Source organism: Microvirga sp. RSM25 (genome assembly GCF_044784385.1).
GTDB lineage: Bacteria > Pseudomonadota > Alphaproteobacteria > Rhizobiales > Beijerinckiaceae > Microvirga > Microvirga tunisiensis.
Map to the genome: position 1 here is coordinate 2133405 of NZ_CP173039.1, position 20932 is coordinate 2154336.

Consider the following 20932-nt stretch of genomic DNA (forward strand, 5'->3'; position numbering starts at 1 on the left):
TGGCGCAACCGCTCGTCCCTGCGCATCCTCACCGCCGCCGTCCTGCGGGATTGTCCGACCATGGTCAAAGGTATTGTTCTTGCATTTCTTGCCTTTGCCGTCTTCGCCTGGGGCGACGCGTTGGTAAAGGAAATCGGGCACGGCCTCGATCCTTTCGAGGTGACCTTCTTCGGATATCTCATTCCCTTTCTCCTATCGCCTGTCTTCATGAAGCCTGGCGACAGGCTCGTCGATCTGGTGCTGTGGAATAAGCCCTGGCTCATGGGGCTACGGGTTTTCCTGATCGCCATTACGACGCCGCTCAGCGTCATGGCCTTCCGGAGCCTGCCCTTCGCGGAAGCCTTCGCCCTTATGTTCCTCATGCCCAGCCTGGTCACGATCCTCTCCATCTTCGTGCTGAAGGAGCATGTCCGATGGCGCCGTGGCCTTGCCGTCTGCGCGGCCTTCATCGGCGTGCTGATCATCGTGCGTCCGGGCTTCAAGGAGTTTCTGCCGGGCCACCTGGCGGCGCTCGCCACCGCCTTATGCTCGGCAGGCGGTGTCATTACGGGCAGGATGATCGGTCACTCCGAGAAACGTTTCACCTTGATCGGAACCGTCTTCCTGGCAACGACACTTCTGGCCGGAGTTCTGATGATTCCGGGCTTTGCCTGGCCGATGATGCATCAATGGATCCTGCTGCTCGCCTTCGCCGCAACCGCCTTCGTTGCGCAAGCCCTGTTTATCATCGCGACCTTGTACGCTCCGGCCGACCGGCTCGGAGCGGCTCAATACAGCCAGATCCTCTGGGCTCTGGCCATCGGGGCGCTGTTCTTCAACGAATGGCCCGATGCTCTTGCATTGGTCGGCATCTTCATCGTCGTTGCGGCCGGTCTGTTCATCTTCGCGCGGGAACAGACGCTCAAGCGGGGGCAGCCTCAGGGTGCGGCTCCAGCCGAGTCTGCCCAGCCCGAAACGGCGACCGCCCCGATACCCCACTGAAGCTTCTCGGGGTGCGACTTCTGCGTCAGCCTTCGTTTCCTCATCTCCAAGCCGCCCTATCTCCGCCTTTGTAGGGCTCTGATTGCTCGGTGTCCGGGCCAGGGCCAAGGTAGACAGGGTGGTTTCCTTGGCAGGCGCGTATATCAACCGGATCGGCACGGCCGTTCCGCAGCACGATGTCCACCAGACCTTCATCGGCTTCGTGGATCAGTTTCTGTCTGAGCGGAAGGACAAGCTGATCTTCAGGCGGATGGTCCAGCGGTCGGGGATCGAACACCGCTACTCGACCCTACCGCCGAGCGATAACCTTGAGGCAGCCGCTGACCGAGAAGGCTTTTTCCGACCTGGACAGTTTGTCGGGACCGGTGCCCGCATGCAGCGCTTCGAGACCCATGCCGTCGATCTCGCGCAGCAGGCCATCGAGGCTCTCGGCCTGCAAGAGGACCTGACATCCATCACCCACATGGTGGTCGCTTCCTGCACCGGATTTACAGCCCCGGGGCTCGATCAGCAGCTCATGGAGCGTTTAGGGCTCAATCCCTCCATCGAGCGCACCATGGTAGGGTTCATGGGCTGCGCCGCCGCCGTCAACGCTCTGAAGGTTTCTCATCACATCGTCCGGTCCGAGCCAAGCGCCAGGGTCCTGGTGGTCAATCTGGAACTCTGCACGCTCCATCTTCAGGAAACCTCCGACCTCGAGGTCATCCTCAGCGCCCTGCTGTTCGGCGACGGATGCGCGGCGAGCCTCGTCTCGGCCGAACCGAAAGGCATTGCGCTCAAGGATTTCCGCGTCGCGACGATCCGGATACCCGCGATCTCATCACCTGGCGTATCGGCGATGCGGGGTTCGAGATGAGCCTGTCCGGAGAGGTTCCCCAGCAGATTACGAAGGCCCTTCGCCACGAGGCCACCCGCAATGATGATGGCGGTATCCTGCGCGGCCAGCACAAGGACGATTTCGACCTCTGGGCAGTCCACGCCGGCGGGAGAACAATCCTTGATGCGGTCGAACAGGGTCTCGACCTCGGGCCTGAGGCGTTGCGCTGGTCGCGTAATGTGTTGCGAGACTTCGGCAACATGTCGTCCGCCACACTGATGTTCGTTCTCGGCCGGATCATGCAGGATGCCCCTCCGAGTTCAAACGGTTTCGGAATGGCATTCGGCCCGGGATTGGTGGCCGAAACCTTCCGCTTCACCCTTGCCGGATGAAGCCCCATGAGTCGGAGTTTTGCCGAGCGCAGCCCCGAGACGGAATGGATGGATACCGAGGCCGTCAGTCTCGACGACTACCGCTCCTGCCTGAAGGATCTGGCCACGGTCAATGTCGTGACCATGACCCATGGACCGATCCTGAAATGGCTCGACCGCGCCACCCGCCACCTGAACCCACAGGATCGGGTGACGATCCTCGATGTCGGATATGGATACGGTGACCTGCTGCGACGGATCCATGCCTGGAGCCGCCGTCGGAACCGGCCCGCCAGCCTGATCGGCGTCGATCTCAACCCCATGAGCGAGCTGATTGCCCGCGCTGCGACGCCTCCCGGTGTTGGCATCGATTACCGGACCGGCAACGTCTTCGATTTCCAGCCTGAACGCCCCATCGACTTCATCATCTGCTCGCAGACGACGCACCACATGTCGAATGAGGAGCTTGCAGGCTTTGTCCGCTGGATGGAGCGGGTCGCCACGCGCGGCTGGTACATCGCCGATCTCTACCGTCATCCCATCCCGTTCCATTTCTTCCGCGCCTTGTCCTGGGCGGCCGGATGGCATCGCTTCGTGCGGCATGATGGCCCGATCTCGATAGCCCGCAGCTTCCGCCGGAAGGATTGGGAGACAATTCTGGCTTCAGCCGGTCTTGAGCCCGGAACTGCTCAAATCCGCTGGTATCCGTCCTTCCGCCTCTGCGTGAGCCGATTGAAATGAGCGAGGGACGCGCAGAAGAGATCGTGATCGTCGGCGGCGGTCTCGCCGGCGCATCCGCGGCCAGCATTCTCGCCGGTGCCGGACGACCTGCGCTCCTGATCGAACGCGATGCGGAGCCGCGACACAAGGTCTGCGGCGAGTTTCTAAGCATCGAGGCTCAGACCTATTTGGCCCATCTCGGCATCGACCTCGACGCACTTGGAGCAAGCCGCATCTCGCACCTGCGCCTCATCCAGGGGCGGAGTATGACAAAAGTCCGCCTGCCCTTTGTCGCCAGAGGATTATCCCGCAGGATCCTGGACGAGGCTCTGCTGCAGCAGGCCCAATCCCGAGGAGCCCGGATCATCAGAGGCCAGGCTGTCAAGTCCATCTCTGTGGATCCTTCGAAGGTCCGCATCGATGTTGCGTCTAGCGGTCAAATCTCTGCGGCGACTGCTTTCCTGGCAACGGGCAAGCATGACGTCAGAGGGATGAAGCGAGTGCATGCCGGCGCCATGGACGACCTCATCGGCTTCAAGATGCATTATCATTTGGCAGAGGAGCAGCAGCAGGCGCTCGAGGGCGCTGTGGAAGTCACTCTCTTTTCAGGCGGTTATGCCGGGCTCCAGATGGTCGAGCAGTATGTTGCCAATCTCTGCCTCGTCGTTTCTCGGCAATGTTTTGAACAGGTCGGCAGAAGCTGGGATACCCTTCTCGATCGCATCATCGGTGGGTGTCCATATATCGCGGAACGCCTCCAAGGCGCGCGGGCGCTTTTCGAGCGCCCGCTGTCCATCTTCCAAATTCCCTACGGCTTTGTCCACGCGCCGGACCCAAACGAGCCGCAAGGCTTGTTCCGGCTGGGCGATCAGGTCGGCGTCATTCCATCCTTTACCGGCGAGGGCATGTCGATCGCTCTACACAGCGGATGTCTTGCCGCCTCAACTTTTCTTGCGCATGGCAGGGTGAGTTCGATCTACCATGGCCGGATCCGCTCCGATATCCACCGCTCGATCCGGCTCGCATCCATCCTGAACCGCGCCGTGCGACACGCGGCAGGACAGCGAGCGGTCTTTCATCTGTGCCGGATCTGGCCGGCTGCGATGCGGCATGTGACGACGCTGACCCGTGTGCAGGAGGCCTCCATGAGCAGAGCGCTTTCTGCATCATGATCGTCCCCAGAGAGCCTCAGTCATCCGCCGCTGTCGCGGAGCATTATGATGAGCTCGATCCGTTCTATCGCGAGATCTGGGGCGAGCACGTCCATCACGGTCTCTGGACGACGGGCCGGGAAGCACCGGAACAAGCTGTCGAGGCTCTGATCGCACATTTGGCCGACACATTGGCGCTAAGGCCCGGGCAGCAGGTTTGCGACATCGGCTGCGGCTATGGAGCGACGGCCGAATGGCTTGCCGAGCATCACGGTGTCCATGTCATGGGCGTCACCCTCTCATCCGCGCAGCTTCGGCAGGCAGAAAGACGAGCGGCCGGATCGCCCCTTCTCCAGTTCATGCGGCGGGATTGGCTCGCGAACACATTCGAAGATGGCGCCTTCGACCATGTGATCGCGATCGAGAGTTCCGAGCATATGGCGGACAAGCAGCGGTTCTTCGACGAAGCGTATCGAACCCTACGACCAGCTGGACGGCTTGCCATCTATGCTTGGCTCGCGCGCGATAAGGCCCGCCCCTGGGAGGAGCGCCTGCTCCTCGAGCCGATCTGTCGTGAAGGCCGCCTGCCTGGTATGGGCACCGAGGCGGAATACCGCGAATGGGCGGAAACGGCCGGCTTCGTCGTGGATGGATTCGAGGATCTCAGCCTGAAGGTGAGGCGCACCTGGGCTCTTTGCGCCGGACGGGTTGCGAAGAAGCTCCTGACCCATTCGCATTATCGGCGCTACCTGCTCGATGCGCGCTCCCAGAACCGTATCTTTGCCTTGAGCCTTCCGCGCATCTGGCTGGCCTATGCCACCGGATCGATGCGCTACGGACTTCTGACGGCCCATAGACCATCAAGTCCTGCCTGATCTCAGGAATTCGGTGCCGCCCTGGCAAGTTGCTCCGCTGTATCCACGGCGCCCATGGCGCCGGCAAGCGCTTCGGCGGTAAGGCCGCCCGCATCGCGTGCCTGGAGATCCGCTCCTCGCGCGAGAAGGGCCTCGGCGATCTCGGTGCGGTTGAACATGGCTGCGATCATGAGCGGGGTTTTTCCGCCCTCGCTGCGGCCGTTGGCATCCGCTCCACTGTCCAGCAGGCATTGGACCGTTGCCATGTCACCTTTGAAGGCCGCGCCCGCCAAGGGCGTCTGCCCGCGATCGTTGGCGAGTTCCGGATCCGCGCCATGCGCCAGGAGAACCCCCACGGCATCGACATGGCCGTGGTAGCTCGCCAGCATCAGGAGCGAGTCGCCTTTCTCGTTGCGCAGATTCGGCGGCAGCCCCATGCGCAACAATTCCTCGAGCTCCTGCGCCTGCCCTGCCCTGGCATGCTGGAAGACCCGCTGGGCGAAGGCGATCGTCTCCTCGTCCAGTTCCGGCTTGGGCGGTTCATTCTGCATCTTGCGCTCCAAACGACTCGTGAGACCATTCATGCCTCAGATAGCGGTCAATTTCGCGGCGAGTAGATCGAGAACGGCTGAACCATCGACGCTCATGGCGACTTGAACCAGCGTCCCTTTCTCCCCGATCGTCAACGCTCCCGCTTCCTCCGTGGAACCGGTGCTGACGGTCAAGCGCAAATCCTCCAGACGGAAGAGTTCCGGTGCCAGTGCGAACAGCATCACGCAAGGATCGTGGAGCGGACGGCTTTCCCGATGCGTCGTGGTCTCGAAATAGGACTCGAGGAGATCAGCGACCATGGCGGCCAGAGGCATCCCGGTCGCGGACAGGGCCTCCGCGAAATCCCGCGTGGCGCGCACCTGTCGGGTCACGTCCAGCGGCACGAGCACGAGGGGCAATCCCGAAGATACGACGACAGCCGCCGCTTCCGGATCGGCCCACAGATTGAACTCGGAGCGCGGACCGACATTGCCTGCCTCGTGAACCACGCCTCCCATGGCAATGATCCGGCCGATGCGATTGGCAGCTTCCGGCTTCTCGAGAATGAGGCGGGCGATGTTGGTCAGCGGTCCGAGAGCGAGCACATCGACTGTACCGGCCGACTCGTTGAGCAGAAGTTCCGTCAGCCATGCGACAGCAGGCTGGTTTTCCGGCTGCTTTGTGGGATCGGGCAGATCGGCACCGCCGATGCCATCTTTCCCATGCAGGTTCAGCGGCTCAGGTCCCGGCCGGGACAGAGGCGTAGCCGCACCTGCGAAAACCGGAATATCCTCCCGGCCGGCGAAAGCCAGCAGCCGGCCCGCGTTGCGTGTCGTCGTTTCAATGCCGATGTTCCCTGCAACCGTCGTCATGCCCGCAATGGTGAATTCAGGTGAGGCAAGGGCAAGCAGGATGCCAATGGCATCGTCGATGCCTGGATCCGTGTCGATGACGATCAGCCGGGGTTTTGCGTGAGGCATGATGAGGTTAGAAACCTTGCTGTGAGTCCGTTCGGCCGCTTATCCGACACCGGACGGAACTTGACCATAGTCACAGGTGCTCCGTGATCCATTCAGCCTCGCTTCCCGACGATCTCCTGGTGAATGCCGAGGATGAGGTGCGCATCCGCCAGGATCTCGTTCTGGTCGCCCTGGGCAAGCGGCCTGCCGATATGCTGTTGCGGGTCGGTCGCCTGCTCGATGTTCACACGCGCACGTGGGCCGAGGATCAGGAGATCGCCATCCGCGGCCGGCGCATCGCCTGGACCGGACCTTCAGGCACCTACCCCGGAACGGCTTCTGCGCACGCGGATCGCAGCGGTCTCGCCGCTGTCCCTGGATTCGGCGAGGTGCACAAGCATATTGAGAGCTCGCACATCACGCCCGAATACGAGGCAGCGCTCGTTCTGCCGCACGGCAACACCTGGACCTGCGAGGCAAGCCATGAATTCTCGAATGTGGATGGCCCCCACAATCTCGAATTCTGGCTCACTGCCCGGCGACACGGCTCGCCGATGAAGATCTTCCCGCTTCCGGGGTCGGCCGTGCCTCCCACAGCCTATGAATGGGGCGGTGGATATTACGGCTACGACGAGCAGGCGGGCTTTCTGAAAGAAAGCCTCATGGTCGCCGGCCTCGACGAGGTCATGGATTGGCCCGCCGTCTGGATCCCGGAGAACCCTTCGCACAAGCGGCTCTGGGGCATGATCCAGGCGACGTTCGAGAAGCGTGGTGTCGTGGAAGGTCACGGCGCGGGCTTGCGCGATCTGAACTCCATTAACGCCTTCGCCGCAGCGGGACTTGCCTCCGATCACGAGGGTTGGACGGCTGAGGAAGTCTGGGACAAGCTGCGCCACGGCATCTTCATCGAGATCAGGCCGCATTCGATGCCTGAGATCATCGGGGGACTGCTTCAGCGCGGTCTCTCGGACTGGTCGCAGGTAGCTTTCGCCACCGATGACCGCAGCGCGTCGGATACGCTGCGGATGGGCGCCACGGATCACAATGTCCGCTTGGCCGTTCAGTCGGGGCTCTCGCCTGAGATCGCGATCCAGTGCGTCACGATCAATCCAGCTCGACACATGCGGCTGACACCCTGGGTCGGCAGCATCGCGCCAGGACGCTTCGCGGATATCGTGCTTCTCGACGACGTGGAGACGCTCTCGATCGCTGAGGTCTGGGCGGACGGAAAGCCAGTGTCCAAGGGAACGGATTATCTGGGTCCTCTGCCCTCCATCGACTGGCCCGACTGGGCCACGAAGACAGTGAACATACGTCGTCGGGTCGAACCGAAGGACTTCGTCATCGCGGCCGAGCCAGGACGCGCCACGATGCACGCGGCTTTGCTGCGCCCGTTCCACTGGCACGACGACTTCATCACCATGGACCTCCCCGTCGAGAACGCTGAGGTTCAGCGTGACTCAGGGCGTAACGTCACGAAATTCGCCATCGTCGACCGCTTTTCAGGCGAGGCAAAGATCTCCCGCATGTTCTGGCTTGGCTGCGGCCCGAAAACGCCCGATACGGCGGTCGGCTGCACGGTCGCTCACGACAAGCACAATCTCTGGATCGTAGGATCGTCCGACGAAGCCATGGCGATGGTGGCCAACCGCGTTGCGGAAATCGGCGGCGGCTGGGTTCTCGTCAGCGGCGGAAAGGTGCTGGCCGAGGTGCGCTACGAGATCGGTGGGTTGATGACCCAGCGCCCGGCGGAAGACCTCGATGCCGAGATGCAGCAGCTGTACGCGGAAGCGGCAAAGATCGAATGGCTGTACGAGCCCACCTTCTCGCCGCGCTGGTTTCCGGGCTTTCCGGAGCGGCTCCAGTTCGCGACCCTCACCTGTGCGCCCTGGCGCTGGGTGCTGGTCGCGCCGTGCGAGGCCGCTCCACAAGGCTTCGTCAACGTAGCGACCGGACAGACGCACCCGGTCGTCTGGTAAGAATCAGCCCGCCGCGTCGATCCGCGCCATCTCGGCCTTGAACGTGGCAGCGATTTGGCCCGCATCGCGCAGGATCTTCTTGCGCTCCAGGCTCTGGACATTGCGGCCGCGCATGATCCAGCGGCCGCCGACCATCACGTCCTGCACATCAGCCGGCATCGCTGAAAACACCAGCGTGGCGTAGATGTCGTAGATCGGCTGCAGACGCGGCGCGGACAGGTCGATACGGATGAGATCCGCCTGCTTGCCGGGCTCCAGCGAGCCGATGCGGCTGTCTAGGCCGAGCACCTGCGCCCCTTCCAGCGTCGCCATGCGGATCACCTGGGCCGCCGGCATGGGCTTACGGCTGTGACCGAGCAGCTTCTGGAACATGGAAACCGGTCCGAACTGGCTGAACAGATCGAGGGTGTTGCCGCTCATCGGCCCATCGGTCGCGATGCCGACCTTGATGCCGGCCCCGCGCATCGCCTCGACAGGTGCAATGCCGCGCCCGGCCTTCGCATTCGAGCGGGCATTGTGGGCCACGCGCACATCCGCTTTGGCCATGCGCTCGATCTCGAAGGGGTCAATGTGCAGGCAATGGGCCGTGATCAGTCCGGGCAGCAGAAGCCCCGCCTTCTCGACTACCGCGACGGGCCGCAGGCCGTGGTTCTTGCGGCACCACTCCATCTCGCTGTCCATCTCGGCGAGATGGAGCTGTACCGGAACGTCGGGATGCTCCTGCGCATAGCCGGCGACGCGGGCCATCACTTCTATGTCGGTCGAATACGGCGCATGGGGAGCGATGGACGGAACGATCCGCTCGTGGCCCGAGAACTCGGCCACCAGCTCTTCGACAAGGGCAAACCCCTCGTCGATGGTCTTGTGATCGGGCGGATCGAAGGTCGCGAGGGTCTGGCCGACCACACCGCGCAGCCCGGCTTGATCGAGAGCCCGCCCGACCTCGGTCTCGTAATAATACATGTCGGCGATGGTGGTGACGCCTGCCTCGATGGATTCGAGCGCGCCGAGAAGCGTGCCGACACGCACCATCTCCGGCGTCACGAACTTGCGCTCCATCGGCAGCACATAACGGAACAGCCGGTCGTCCACGTCTTCGCCGAGGCCGCGGAAGAGCGTCATCGCCAGATGCGCGTGGGGATTGACCATGCCGGGCATGACCACATCGCCGTCGACGTCAATGATCTCGGCGCCTTCCACCTGAGGCGGCTCGCCGGACCCAAGCGCCCGGATCGTGCTGCCCTCGACATGGATCCATCCGCCGTCGATGACGCTCATGGTCGTATCGATAGGCAGAAGGCAGGCGTTCTTGATCAGAATCGCAGCCATCACTCGTCCTCCTCGGAGGCAAGGATGGTGGATTGCTCCGGCACCGGCACGAGCTTCACGCTCGTGCCTGCCTCCAACGGCGCCGTCAGGCTGCCGTTGCCAATCAGATGGCCTGCAGCCGTCTCACAGTGGTACTGATAGGCTCGGCCGAGATAGGTCCGCAGGCCCAATCGGGCGGGAAGCCCTTCAGCGGCCGAAGCGGTCGATACCATCAGGCCATCCGGCCGCGTGGCGAGCAGGAACGTATCCGGGATGGCGCCGAACAGGTTCTGAGACAGCCGCAGTCGCATTCCTGCTGTCTCAGCGGTCACGACATCGCCGTCGCGCGCAACCACCTTCAACGGAATGATGTTTTCGAAGCCGACGAAACGGGCCACGAAGGTATTGGCCGGACGGCGGTAGAGCACCTCAGGCCGATCAAACTGCATGAGGCGCCCGGCATCCATGATGGCGACGCGGTCGGAGATCGAGAACGCCTCCTCCTGGTCGTGCGTGACATAGACCGAGGTGGTGCCGTTGGCGCGCTGCAGTTGGCGGATCTCGACGCGCATCTCAACCCTGAGCTTGGCATCGAGATTGGAGAGTGGCTCGTCGAACATCAGGAGCGGCGGCTCGATAACGAGCGCCCGCGCCAAGGCGACACGCTGCTTCTGTCCGCCCGAGAGCGCGCCAGGCGCGCGGTCCGCGAGAGTTGCGAGGCCCACGCGCTCCAACATGGCCAAGGCCCGCTTGCGACGCTCGGCCGGGGCGAGGCCCCGCTGCTTGAGGCCGAAAGCGACGTTGTCGAGGACCGACAGGTGCGGGAACAGGGCGTAGTTCTGGAAGACCAGGCCGATATCGCGCTTATGTGTTGGCAACCGCGTCAAGTCGCGCCCGCCGAGCAGGATCGATCCGCTGGTGGGCGATAGAAAACCGGCGATGAGGCGCAGGGTCGTGGTCTTGCCGCAGCCGCTGGCACCGAGGAGGGACACGAGTTCTCCGGCCTGAACCGAGAGCGAGAGATCTTCGAGAACCTTGGTCGTCCCGTAATGGGCGGAAACGGCGTTGATATCGAGAGGCTGTGTCACGGAAAGCTACTTCGCAAGAAAGGTGAGGCCGAGGGTTCGCTCCACGATGGCCATCACGGCCACGGTGAGGAACATCAGAAGGACGGAGACGGAGGCGACCGTCGGGTCGAAGAACTGCTCCACATGCGCCAGGATCTGGATCGGCAGAGTGCTGATGCCCGGTCCTGTCAGGAAGAGCGACACCGACACGTCGTTGAGCGAGGTGATGAAGGCGAGGATGAACGCCGCGATAACCCCTGCCCTCACATTCGGCAGCACGATGGTGAAGAAGGTTTTCACCGGAGCGCTCCCTAAGCTGATCGCGGCCTCCTCGATGGAGAAATCGAAGGAGGCCAGGCTCGCGCTGATCACCCGCACCACATAGGGCAGCACGATCAGCGTGTGACCGATCAGAAGGGCCGCGAAGATCGGAAGGCCTGCCCCGACCGTCAACGACTTCAGAAGCGCGAAACCGAACACGATTTCGGGTACGAGGATCGGCAGCACGAACAGCGTTCCGAGCCAGCGCGGAAGCTCGACCCGGAATCGATTGAGGGCGTAGGCCGCCGGAACGCCGATCAGGAGCGCGATCAGCGTGCCCAAAAAGGCGATCTGGAGGCTGGTGACGATGGTCCGCCGGAAGGCGCTGATCTCGAAGATGTTTTCGAACCAGCGCATGGAAAGCCCCTGCGGCGGAAAGGTCAGGTAGGTCGTGTCGCTGAGTGCCGCGCCGACCACGATGACCAGCGGCACCATCAGGAAGAGATAGACCAGCGCCGCGACAGCGATGAGGATGGGATGAGGTCTGTCGGACATCACGTGGCCATGGGGTTGATGCGGCGGGCGATGTGGCTCATCGCAAGAACGATGGAGATGGTGATGACCGTCATGATGGTCGCAATCGTCGAGGCGCCGACCCAGTCGAACGAGACCATGGCGCGCTGCTGCAGAAGCGTCGCAAGCACGGTCTGGCGCTCACCGCCCAAAAGCTGCGGGGTCGCGTAAGCCGTGAAGCTGCCGGTGAAGACCAGCACGGCACCGACGATGAGGCCAGGCACCGCCAGGGGAAGCAGGACCTGCCAGAACGTCGCCATAGGCGAAGCCCCGAGCGACGAGGAGGCCTGCAGCACATCGCGAGGGATGTTCTCAAGCACACCGACCAGCGACAGAACCATGAGCGGCACGAAGAGATAGACCATGCCGATGATGACGGCGCCTTGCGTGTAGAGCATCTCGAGCGGCTCGTTGACGATGCCGAGCGCGAGAAGGGTTTGGTTCAGGATGCCGTTGCGGCCAAGAATGATGAGCCAGGCGAAGGCGCGGACCACGACGCCCGTCAGAAGCGGAAACACCGCCGCCACGATGAGCAGGCTCTTCAGTTTGCCCGGCGCACGCGACACCACATAGGCGGTCATGAAGCCGAAGATCAGGGAGATGATCGTCGTGAAGGCCGAAATCTGCAGCGTCCGAAACAGGACAGTCGTGCGAAAGCCGCTGTTGAAATAGGAGATGTAGGGGGCGAAAGCCCCGCGCGGATCCATGAAGGTTCCCGCGATCACCGCTCCGATCGGCACGATCAGGAACCCGATCACGGCGAGCGTGGCGGGCGCTGACAGCGCCCACCCGGTTGCGCCATCCCGGCGCCAGAAATGTCTTGATGTCATGATGTCAGGATTACTTCCCGAAGACCTCGCTCCAGGCATCGAGCCAGTCGCTCTTCGCCGCATTCAGCTTCTCGTAGTCGAGGCGCTTGAGCGACGAGATCATCTTCTGGCCGTAGGTCCAGCGGGAGGCCTGTTCGGGCGTCAGCTGCACGGCAGTCGACACAGGAGCATCGACGCCCCGCTCGGCCAGCGTCTGCTGGATCTTGGGATCGAGAATGAAGTTGATGAATTGGTGCGCCAGTTCAGGGTTCGCAGCGCCCTTGGCGATGTTCACCGTGTTGAGGGTGGCATAATCGCCCTCCTTCAGCTCGGCCCATCGCACCGTCGGCACCGCCGCCTGGATCTGGGCCAGAGTGAAGTCCTGCGCCATGGCGACGGAGACCTCGCCGGTCGAGAACAGGTTCACGAGTTCCGAGCCGGTGTTGTAGTTCTTGACCACGTTGGGCTTCAGCTGCTCGAGAGCCTTGAAGGCTGCACTCTCGTCCTTGTAGGGATCGACGCCCGCCTTATTGGCGGCAACGAGAACCGTCATCGGGCCGGCGGTGGTGGTGATGCCCGGGAGCGAGACACGGCGCTTGAGATCGTCGCGCCACAGGTCGTTCCAGGAGGTTATCGGCGCCGATACCTTGGCGCTGTCATAGATGACGCCCACGCGGCCGATGGTGTAGGCGGGACCGAACTTGCCTTGCGGCTCCTTGGCGAGATCGTAGATGCCGTTGACGTTGGGGATCTTCGAGCGGTCGGCCGGCTGGAACAGGCCTTCCTGGATGCCGATCTGGGAGTAGCTGTCGGTAAGATAGACGACATCCACCCCGCCGCCGCCGCGGATCTTGATCTTGTTCAGGCGGTCGGCATTGTTGCCCGTCTCGAAGACCAGCTCGCAGCCGCACTGGGCGCGAAACGGCTTGAGAATGATTTCTTCCAACTTGTCGCCGTTGAAGCCCCACCAGGAGATTGTGAGAGTCTTGTTCTGAGCCATGGCCGGAGCGGCAGTCAGCGCTCCGGCGACAAGAGCCATGCCCGCAATCGGTTTCCACCAACGCCCTACCATCTCAGGATCTCCTAGGTTCCATTAGTTCACAGCCGAGGAATGGGTGCCGATATCCTTCACAAGGGGATGACGGCCCTACAGGCTCCACGCATTAGCACAACCATGGCCTCGGGAAAGCCCCGCCCGCCAAGGACTCTGCCCACCTTACCGCCATTCTGCCCAAAAAACCTGCAAAACGAAGCTGATCTACTCGGGAGTCCATCCGCCCGTCACCCTCTTGAGGCGCGGCGTCCTCAGGACACTCACAACGCGTTCGGGCAACCCTGGGTCGGTGGCGGCAAGCTGCTCCCGCCATACATCCGTCTGCAACATCGCCGTTCCGATGGCGACGGGCCTGATCCCACAGGTTTCCAAAAGGCTCAAAGCTGCAACAACGGAGCGCCCGCTGCTGATGACGTCATCCACGAGCAGGAGGCGCCTGTTCTGGATCAGCGGCACCATGCGAGGGTCGAGATAGAGACGCTTAACCTGCTCCGGGCTGGTAATGGACGTCATTGGAACCGAGAGGTCTTCGCGGTACCAGAACTTGCGGGAGGTCCCGAGTGGGACATAGCGGCCGTGTCCCAGTTTCTTCGCCGTGCCACTTGCCAGGGTAAGCCCCAGCGTCGGAAGACCGACCACCACCTCGGGCTCGAAGTGCCGGACCTTTTCAGCAAGGCTGGCACACAAGGCCTCTTCGACGGCAAAACCGGCCTGGTTGATGATGAGGGATGCGAGAGCGTGCTCCCCATCCGCCAATTCCCGGATCGGAAGGCGCAACTGACGGCCATCCTCGAACTCCGCAGGAAAGAACCCGCGATGCCCTTCAGCCGGCAGCCGCTCGAAGGTGTGAGGCGAATGGATCTCCTGCCAGAAATCATGAGGCTGCATCGCTCGTATCTCTCATTGGTATGGCACTGAATGATTGTGACCCAGCCGGCATCGCGCTATCGAACGGGCTTGGCCAGCCCATCCAGGACGACAGCGCGATGCCCCTTCAGGACCTCATCAAGGCGGACCTACCATTCCTGCGCAGCCTCCGCCAAGACCTCCATGCTCATCCGGAGCTGGGGTTCGAGGAGGAGCGGACGAGCGGGATCGTCGCCTCACTTCTGGAAGAGGCCGGACTTCGGGTCCATCGCGGATTAGGGAAGACGGGCGTCGTCGGCACTCTGCAGGTGGGCAACAGCATGCGAACCATCGGCCTTCGCGCCGACATGGATGCACTGGCGATGCCGGAGCAGGCGGAGCGTCCCTACAAATCGAAGTTTGCCGGAAAGATGCATGCCTGCGGACATGACGGGCATACGACGCTGCTGCTCGGGGCTGCGCGCCATCTGGCAAAAACCCGGGATTTCTCCGGGACGGTGCATTTCATCTTCCAGCCGGCGGAGGAAGGCCGTGGCGGGGCAAAGAAGATGGTCGAAGATGGGCTCTTCGACATCTTTCCCTGCGATGCCGTCTATGGCCTGCACAACATGCCGGGTCTGAGCACCGACGAAATGGCGGTGACGGCCGGTCCTCAGCTTGCCTCGTCCGACACATGGTTCGTGACCTTCAAGGGGGTAGGCACCCATGGGGCCAAGCCTCATCTCGGCAAGGACCCGATCACCGCGAGCGGGCATTTCCTCTCCGCCCTGCAGACCATCGTAGGACGGGTGGTCAATCCCCTGCAGCCCGCCGTGGTGAGCGCCTGTTCTATCCAGGCCGGCGATCCGCGGGCGCTCAACGTCATTCCGGATATCGTCGAGATCGGCGGAACCGCGCGGGCCTATTCGGCCGAGGTGCGCGATCAGCTGGAAATGGAAATCGGGCGGTTGGGGCGGGGCGTCGCCGCCATGTTCGGCATCGAGGTTTCATACGAATTCCGCCGCCGCATTCCGCCGGTCATCAACCATGCAGATGCAACGGCTCGCGCACTCAAGGCGGCGCGGGCCGTCTGCGGCTCCAATGTCGTGACAGATTTCGAGCCCTCGACGGCTGGCGACGACTTCGCTTTCTTCGGCAATGCCGCGCCCGGAGCCTATGTCTGGCTCGGGAATGGACCCGCCGTCGATGGAGCGCTGCATCACAACGCAGCATATGACTTCAATGACGACGCGATTCCGACCGGCGTTGCCTTCTGGATTGCGCTCGTGGAGCAGGAGCTCGCAACCTGAAGCCTACTGCCCCCTGACGCGGGAGGGCTCGGTCTCACCGACATCGGCATCGATCCAACCGCGTCTGTTCTTTTTCTGGCGTTGGGTCTTCTTGCTTCTATCTCGGCGAGATTTCTCATCCGGCTTCCGGCGATGGGAGACGGAGGTCGCAACAAGCTTCTCCTCGATTTTGGCGTTGAGGCTTGCCCGCAAATCAACCACGGCTTCCACATCGTCGAAGACGTCCGGATAGCGCTGACCCAACCACAGCCAGCTGGTGGCGATCTTTACCCTGGCTTCGAGCTTCAGAAGATCCGTGTTCACGCCGAAGTCCGGCGCATGAACACGCCCATGCAGAGCATGCTGCCGAGCCCAATCGAGAAGGAGCTCGACAGCCAGCTGCTCACGCCCGTCGACCGGCGCTATCGCATAAGACAGGCGGTCGAGGATCGGCATGTCCACCGTATCCAGGAGCGTCGCCAGCTCGATCATCTCCTCCATATCAGCCATACGCAGATCCGGATGCCCGGCAACGAGGGTGTCGTTCAGGTGACGAAGAATGCGGCCGAGCCGGTCGGTCTGCAGCACTTCGCTCGCCGACAGCACCGTCTCGTGGTTCGGGCGGACATAGGCCTTGCCCCGCAGCTTCGCCGCATCGCCCTTGAGCGCACTGCCGATGACAGTCTCGACCTGGGCGTATGCGCCGGCGTCCGGCAGTGCCGTCACAAGGCCTTCGTCATGGTGGCCGAAGCGCCCTGCCCGGCCGGCGATTTGCTTGATCTCCATGGCCGTGAGCTGACGCTCGCGCACGCCGTCGAACTTGCGCAGAGTCGAAAAGACGACTCTCCTGAGCGGCCCGATATTGAGGCCCATTCCGATGGCATCCGTAGCGACGAGGATTTCCGCCTCGCCGTTGCGGAAGCGCGCCGCCTCCGCCCGGCGGACTTCAGGTCCCAGGGCACCATACACGGTCGCAACCGTGCGCCCGGCCGAGACCAGACGCGTGCGCAGATCGTGCACGTCGCGGCGGGTGAAGGCCACGACGGCATCGCCACGCGACAGCTTGTTGAGATTGGCCGGGACACCTTCCACGCGCAGCTTGCCCTTGCGCTTGAGGATCTTCACCTCAAGCGGCTCGCCGGTCATCGCGAGCAGATGCTCGACCAGAGGGATCGCTTCCGGTGCGCCGGTCAGGACCACGAGTTTTGCAGGCGCTCCGATCATGGCCTGAGTCCAAGCCCAGCCGCGGCTCGGATCTCCCAGCATCTGGACCTCGTCGATCACGCAGACGTCGACGACGCGGTGCAGATCCAAGGTTTCGATTGTGCGGGCAATATGGGTCGCGTCGTCCGGCAGAACGCGCTCCTCGCCCGTGACCATGCCGGCCGCGAGTCCCTCCTCGCTCATGCGCTCATAATGTTCAAGCGCAAGGAGCCGCAGGGGCGAGAGAATCTCGGCCGTTTCGGCCTCTCCGGCGAGTTTCAGAGCCTCGTAGGTCTTGCCCGAATTGGTCGGCCCTGCGAGGAACAGGAATCGGCGGTTCAGGGAGCGCGCGACCGGAAAGATGGCCGCATAGCGCTCATAGCCGGACGCCTCGCGGATCTGCGCCTCGCGAAGGTGCCGGAGTCGTCTGGCGGCGGCCTTGGAACGATAATCGTCGAGTTTCTGGCGCAGTTTACGCCCTGCGCCGCCTGGCCCACCCTTGTCTGAAGCGTGGATCCGGTCGAGCTTCTCGAGAGCAACCTGAATACCGCCGAGGATCGCCTGACGCTCGTCCGCATCTTCGTAAGCAGCCAGATAAGTCTCAAGCTCGTCGCGCCAGCTTGCCAGCTCCTGCTCGCAGGCCTCGAAGGTTGCGTCTCGCAGCTCAATGATCTTGGCTTCGAGAGCTTCTGACGCCGCAGCAAGCTCGGCGCGCTCCACGCGCGCCGGAGCTAACACGACCGCTGCCACTTCGAGAGGTTCGGTAAAGGCGAACTCGACGGCGATATCGATAGGGGGACTGTCCGGCAGAACCTGCATCGGCTTGCTGAACACCGCCCTGTAGCCCGCAAAGACGCGCTCCGGCTTCCACCGGCCGCTCTCGATCCTGCGGATGTCCTCGGCGACGTAGATGCCCGTATTTCGGCGGACGGGCGCAAGAACGCTCTGCCGGCGCCGATGGGCGGCATCGTCGAGAGGCTGATGATCGCCTCCGCCTCGGGGAGCATGGGGAGCGCTCTCAAGGATCTCGCCTCCCTGCTCCCGCCATGCCGGCACCTCGGCCGCCAGTTGCGCAACGACCTCCGGATCGAACATGGGAGCCTCGAAGGCGCGCCCACGCTTCTGGAATGTCCGACGCTCAGCCACTGGGATCAGCCCGGTCTCGATCCAGCGCTCGCACTCGGCTGCGCTGGCAAGGAGAATTCCCGGTAGGTGATTGAGGCTGACAAGGTTCTTAGACTTCTTGGACATTCACAGTTCCGCATGGCGGAGCGCGTTTGTCGCTGCTCCGGCCTCGTTCATGGGTGCACCTGCCGCTCTGGCATGAGCCAGGGTTAAACTCGCGGAAGGCTCAGATGTTTTCGGGGACCGCACTCGGAGATGCCGCCCGGCCCGTTCAGGTTTGGGCCAAGACCGGGAGGATCAGGCTTAAGGCCTTGATCCGCTAACTCTTTCCTTCGTTCCTATGTGTCTACGGCAGGGTGCAATATCAAGGGATCCACGGCTACAGACAGTCCTTATTTGCCATAGGTTATCCCCGGCTGAATGAGAGAACGCCTCAGACGTCCCCCTCGCCGGCGAGCGTCTTCCTGAGAAAAGCAAGCCCCAACGCCGTGAGAAATGCCGCCTGCTCCTTGTTGGCTGCCCCATGCCCGCCGTCATCGGGCTCGTAGAAGAATACCGGCTGCTTCATCGCGGCGAGCTTCGCCGCCATCTTACGTGCATGGCCAGGATGGACGCGGTCATCGCGCCGTGAGGTGACGAGCAGAACGGGAGGATAGGCCCGCCCTTCCTCAAGGTTCTGGTAGGCGGAGAATCCTGCCATATAGGCCCAGTCCTCCGGCCGTTCGGGATCGCCATATTCGGCCACCCAGCTAGGCCCCGCCAGCAGCCTCGTATAGCGACGCATGTCGAGAAGCGGCACCGTGCACCAGATCGCACCGAAAAGCTCCGGATAGCGAGTGAGCATGTTGCCGACGAGCAGGCCTCCGTTCGAGCCGCCATAGGCCGCAAGCCGCTCTTCCGTGGTGACGCCACGCTTCACAAGATCACGGGCGATGGCGGCAAAATCGTCGTGGGACAGGCGCTTGCCTTCGCGCATGCCCGCCTTGTGCCAGGCGGCCCCGAACTCGCCACCGCCACGGATGTTGGCCACGACCCAGACATTGCCGCGCTCCAGCCAGGTCTTGCCGATGCCACCGAGATAGCCCGGTGTCATGGAGACCGAGAATCCGCCATAGCCGTAGAGCACCGTCGGGCGCGGACCGCCCTGTTCTTTCGGACCGATCTGGTAATAGGGAATGCGTTCTCCATCCACGGAAACAGCCTCGTGCCGCGTCACCTCCAGGTTCGAAGCATCGAAAGCTGGCGGAGATTCCTTGAGCACCTCGATCCGCTTGTCCTCGGTCACGAGAGCCAGTTTCGTGGGCTCAATGAAGCTCGAGATCGACAGCAGGAATTCATCCGTACGTTCGAGCTGACCCGCATCGAGCGACATGGTGTGAACCGATGCGGTATCCGGCAGCCCCTCCAGACGTTCCAGGTGCCAGTCCGTACCTGGCGTGCCAAGCCAGATCTGGCTTGCCAGATTGTCGAGCACCGTCAGCACCAGCCGGGACTTGGTCCACCAGAACCCGGAGAGGACCCGTCTGGGACCAGGCTCGAACAACATCTCGAAGCTGCGGTCTCCTGCCACAAAACGGGAAAAGCTGATCGCCAGAAGCGCATCGGCCGGATAAATGCGCTCCGGCAGGGCCCAATCGCTCTTTAGTTTCACGATCAGCCAATCTTTCTCCACATCGAAGCGCGCGTCGAGCGGGAGGTCGATAAGTAAAGGATCACCCTGCTCCTGCGCGAGATAGCTGATCCCCTCCTCGAAGGTGATCTGCCGCCGGTAGAAGATTCGCTCATAGCCCGGCTCCAAGTCGACCGATGCGGAGATGTAGATATCGTTGAACTCGCCCTGAAAGAGCAGCGGAGCCTGCTGAAAATCCGAGCCACGCTGCCATAGGCGGACGCTGCGCGGATAACCCGAAGCGGTCGCTGCATTCGCGCCGAGCGTGGTCGATACCAGCAACTGATCCTTGTCGAGCCATGCGGCACCGCCCTTGGCCTCGGGCAGTGCGAAGCCATCATCGACGAAGCGCTTCTCGACGAGATCGAACTCGCGCATCACGACGGCGTCCGCCCCGCCGCGGGACAGGCTGACCAAGCCGTAGCGCTGTTCCGGCTGGAGCGTGCCGCAGCCTTTCCAGACCCAGTCCTCACGCTCGGCGTCGGCCAATGCATCGATGTCGAGCACCGTCTCCCAGGACGGTTCCGCCGTGCGGTATTCTTCCATCGAAGTGCGCCGCCACAGGCCGCGCACATGGGTGGCGTCCTGCCAGAAATTGTAGAGCTGGCCGCGCCTTCTGGTGATGAAGGGAATGTTGTCCGGTCGGGTCGAGATCTCGTAGAGCGTCCGCTTGTCGGCCTCGAAGGATGCGTCGCATAGGGCAGCTTTCGTAATCTCGTTGTGAGCACGCACCCAGGCGAGTGCCTCCTCGCCCTCCACATCCTCCAGCCTGAGATAGGGGTCGGGGCGCTCCTGCATCCGTTCGGCCATAATGGTGGATTCCGTTCAGGTTGGTGACATCAGGTGGGCGAGAATCGATGACAGGGATTATTGGTCGGCCCGAGCCATGGGCAACACTTTGAGCAGAACCGAACGGATCACCATCCGTTGACGATAAACCATTTGTAAGGGGCCGCCATGGATCCGTTTGTATCCGCACTCGAAGAGCTTGCCGAAGCCCTGACGGCCGGCGAAGATCCGGAACAGGCCCTGCCGGATATCGCTGGCGAGCATGACCTTCCGGTCCAGGCCTTGCGCAATCGGGCCCTGCGGGCGTTCGGACCGCTCGAAACCTATAAGCAGCGTCAGGTAGAGTTGAAGAAGGAGCGTGATCAGACCGCGAGACGTCGCGACCCGGTCTTTGCCGGCGCCTCCTTCCTGGCCGCCGTGGCAAGTCTCAGTCCCAAGCTCTCTGTGGAGGAGAGGCAAGCCGAGATCGGGCGTCTGGCGGAAGAGTACGATGTCGATCCCGCCGCCCATAAGGAAGCCATCGAGCGGCTGCGCAAACGCTGACAGCCCGAGCGTTATCGCCTGCCCCATTCCAAC

The 20932-nt window shown here is 62.7% G+C and carries 19 protein-coding genes; 9 read left to right on the forward strand and 10 right to left on the reverse strand.

Annotated features, from left to right (window positions below; genetic code table 11):
• The first annotated feature begins 60 nt into the window (after positions 1-60).
• The 6 genes from ACD578_RS10000 (at position 61) to ACD578_RS10025 (ending at position 4915) form a co-directional block, all read left to right on the forward strand.
• Positions 61-981 (forward strand): DMT family transporter, encoded by a 921-nt coding sequence (locus ACD578_RS10000; protein WP_404292710.1) that lies wholly within the window; start codon positions 61-63, stop codon positions 979-981.
• A gap of 127 nt (positions 982-1108) precedes the next feature.
• Positions 1109-1837 (forward strand): hypothetical protein, encoded by a 729-nt coding sequence (locus ACD578_RS10005; protein WP_404292712.1) that lies wholly within the window; start codon positions 1109-1111, stop codon positions 1835-1837.
• Positions 1834-2190 carry a hypothetical protein gene (locus ACD578_RS10010; RefSeq protein WP_404292714.1) on the forward strand — a complete coding sequence of 119 codons (357 nt, stop codon included), beginning with the start codon at positions 1834-1836 and terminating at the stop codon, positions 2188-2190. The genes ACD578_RS10005 and ACD578_RS10010 overlap by 4 nt, the downstream gene beginning before the upstream one ends.
• A 6-nt stretch (positions 2191-2196) precedes the next feature.
• Entirely contained in the window at positions 2197-2910 is a 714-nt protein-coding gene (locus tag ACD578_RS10015; RefSeq protein WP_404292716.1) for a methyltransferase domain-containing protein, read from the forward strand.
• Positions 2907-4061 carry an NAD(P)/FAD-dependent oxidoreductase gene (locus ACD578_RS10020; protein ID WP_404292717.1) on the forward strand — a complete coding sequence of 385 codons (1155 nt, stop codon included), beginning with the start codon at positions 2907-2909 and terminating at the stop codon, positions 4059-4061. The genes ACD578_RS10015 and ACD578_RS10020 overlap by 4 nt, the downstream gene beginning before the upstream one ends.
• Entirely contained in the window at positions 4058-4915 is an 858-nt protein-coding gene (locus ACD578_RS10025) for an SAM-dependent methyltransferase (RefSeq protein WP_404292718.1), read from the forward strand. The genes ACD578_RS10020 and ACD578_RS10025 overlap by 4 nt, the downstream gene beginning before the upstream one ends.
• Positions 4916-4917: 2 nt before the next feature.
• On the opposite strand, the gene ACD578_RS10030 is transcribed toward ACD578_RS10025, so the two are convergent.
• Both ACD578_RS10030 and ACD578_RS10035 read right to left on the reverse strand, forming a co-directional pair.
• A complete protein-coding gene (locus tag ACD578_RS10030) occupies positions 4918-5445 on the reverse strand; it encodes an ankyrin repeat domain-containing protein (RefSeq protein WP_404292720.1) in 528 nt (175 codons plus the stop codon).
• A 36-nt stretch (positions 5446-5481) separates the two neighbouring features.
• A complete protein-coding gene (locus tag ACD578_RS10035; RefSeq protein WP_404292722.1) occupies positions 5482-6405 on the reverse strand; it encodes a nucleoside hydrolase in 924 nt (307 codons plus the stop codon).
• Between the two features lie 83 nt (positions 6406-6488).
• On the opposite strand from ACD578_RS10035, the gene ACD578_RS10040 reads away from it, so the two are divergent.
• A complete protein-coding gene (locus tag ACD578_RS10040) occupies positions 6489-8363 on the forward strand; it encodes an adenine deaminase (protein ID WP_404292723.1) in 1875 nt (624 codons plus the stop codon).
• 3 nt (positions 8364-8366) lie between these two features.
• On the opposite strand, the gene ACD578_RS10045 is transcribed toward ACD578_RS10040, so the two are convergent.
• The 6 genes from ACD578_RS10045 to ACD578_RS10070 form a co-directional block, all read right to left on the reverse strand.
• Positions 8367-9692 carry an amidohydrolase family protein gene (locus tag ACD578_RS10045; RefSeq protein ID WP_404292725.1) on the reverse strand — a complete coding sequence of 442 codons (1326 nt, stop codon included), beginning with the start codon at positions 9690-9692 and terminating at the stop codon, positions 8367-8369.
• Entirely contained in the window at positions 9692-10759 is a 1068-nt protein-coding gene (locus tag ACD578_RS10050; RefSeq protein WP_404292727.1) for an ABC transporter ATP-binding protein, read from the reverse strand. The genes ACD578_RS10045 and ACD578_RS10050 overlap by 1 nt, the downstream gene beginning before the upstream one ends.
• A 6-nt stretch (positions 10760-10765) precedes the next feature.
• Complete coding sequence (locus ACD578_RS10055; RefSeq protein ID WP_404292729.1) at positions 10766-11557, reverse strand: ABC transporter permease; 792 nt, start codon at positions 11555-11557, stop codon at positions 10766-10768.
• Positions 11554-12402, reverse strand: coding sequence for an ABC transporter permease (locus tag ACD578_RS10060; RefSeq protein WP_404292730.1), 849 nt, complete (start codon positions 12400-12402; stop codon positions 11554-11556). Before ACD578_RS10060 ends, ACD578_RS10055 begins: the two co-directional genes overlap by 4 nt.
• A gap of 10 nt (positions 12403-12412) precedes the next feature.
• Positions 12413-13453 (reverse strand): PotD/PotF family extracellular solute-binding protein, encoded by a 1041-nt coding sequence (locus ACD578_RS10065; RefSeq protein WP_404292731.1) that lies wholly within the window; start codon positions 13451-13453, stop codon positions 12413-12415.
• 186 nt (positions 13454-13639) lie between these two features.
• On the reverse strand, positions 13640-14323 hold the full coding sequence (locus tag ACD578_RS10070) for a phosphoribosyltransferase (RefSeq protein ID WP_404292733.1): 684 nt from the start codon (positions 14321-14323) through the stop codon (positions 13640-13642).
• Positions 14324-14421: 98 nt separating this feature from the next.
• Here ACD578_RS10070 and ACD578_RS10075 point away from each other — a divergent pair, with 98 nt between their 5' ends.
• Positions 14422-15591, forward strand: a complete 1170-nt coding sequence (locus ACD578_RS10075; RefSeq protein ID WP_404292734.1) for a M20 aminoacylase family protein — start codon at positions 14422-14424, stop codon at positions 15589-15591.
• A gap of 3 nt (positions 15592-15594) precedes the next feature.
• Here the strand turns inward: ACD578_RS10075 and ACD578_RS10080 are convergent, their stop codons facing one another.
• Complete coding sequence (locus ACD578_RS10080; RefSeq protein WP_404292736.1) at positions 15595-18024, reverse strand: helicase-related protein; 2430 nt, start codon at positions 18022-18024, stop codon at positions 15595-15597.
• 307 nt (positions 18025-18331) lie between these two features.
• Positions 18332-20377, reverse strand: coding sequence for a prolyl oligopeptidase family protein (locus tag ACD578_RS10085; protein ID WP_404292738.1), 2046 nt, complete (start codon positions 20375-20377; stop codon positions 18332-18334).
• Positions 20378-20524: 147 nt separating this feature from the next.
• Here ACD578_RS10085 and ACD578_RS10090 point away from each other — a divergent pair, with 147 nt between their 5' ends.
• Complete coding sequence (locus tag ACD578_RS10090; protein WP_404292740.1) at positions 20525-20899, forward strand: hypothetical protein; 375 nt, start codon at positions 20525-20527, stop codon at positions 20897-20899.
• Positions 20900-20932 lie beyond the last annotated feature (33 nt).

Bases quoted from the DNA above. Each gene is read 5' to 3' on its own strand.
- ACD578_RS10000 (WP_404292710.1), top strand. From the start codon at position 61: ATGGTCAAAGGTATTGTTCTTGCATTTCTTGCCTTTGCCGTCTTCGCC.
- ACD578_RS10010 (WP_404292714.1), top strand. From the start codon at position 1,834: ATGAGCCTGTCCGGAGAGGTTCCCCAGCAGATTACGAAGGCCCTTCGC.
- ACD578_RS10015 (WP_404292716.1), top strand. From the start codon at position 2,197: ATGAGTCGGAGTTTTGCCGAGCGCAGCCCCGAGACGGAATGGATGGAT.
- ACD578_RS10020 (WP_404292717.1), top strand. From the start codon at position 2,907: ATGAGCGAGGGACGCGCAGAAGAGATCGTGATCGTCGGCGGCGGTCTC.
- ACD578_RS10025 (WP_404292718.1), top strand. From the start codon at position 4,058: ATGATCGTCCCCAGAGAGCCTCAGTCATCCGCCGCTGTCGCGGAGCAT.
- ACD578_RS10030 (WP_404292720.1), bottom strand. From the start codon at position 5,445: ATGCAGAATGAACCGCCCAAGCCGGAACTGGACGAGGAGACGATCGCC.
- ACD578_RS10035 (WP_404292722.1), bottom strand. From the start codon at position 6,405: ATGCCTCACGCAAAACCCCGGCTGATCGTCATCGACACGGATCCAGGC.
- ACD578_RS10045 (WP_404292725.1), bottom strand. From the start codon at position 9,692: ATGGCTGCGATTCTGATCAAGAACGCCTGCCTTCTGCCTATCGATACG.
- ACD578_RS10060 (WP_404292730.1), bottom strand. From the start codon at position 12,402: ATGACATCAAGACATTTCTGGCGCCGGGATGGCGCAACCGGGTGGGCG.
- ACD578_RS10065 (WP_404292731.1), bottom strand. From the start codon at position 13,453: ATGGTAGGGCGTTGGTGGAAACCGATTGCGGGCATGGCTCTTGTCGCC.
- ACD578_RS10070 (WP_404292733.1), bottom strand. From the start codon at position 14,323: ATGCAGCCTCATGATTTCTGGCAGGAGATCCATTCGCCTCACACCTTC.
- ACD578_RS10075 (WP_404292734.1), top strand. From the start codon at position 14,422: ATGCCCCTTCAGGACCTCATCAAGGCGGACCTACCATTCCTGCGCAGC.
- ACD578_RS10080 (WP_404292736.1), bottom strand. From the start codon at position 18,024: ATGTCCAAGAAGTCTAAGAACCTTGTCAGCCTCAATCACCTACCGGGA.
- ACD578_RS10085 (WP_404292738.1), bottom strand. From the start codon at position 20,377: ATGGCCGAACGGATGCAGGAGCGCCCCGACCCCTATCTCAGGCTGGAG.
- ACD578_RS10090 (WP_404292740.1), top strand. From the start codon at position 20,525: ATGGATCCGTTTGTATCCGCACTCGAAGAGCTTGCCGAAGCCCTGACG.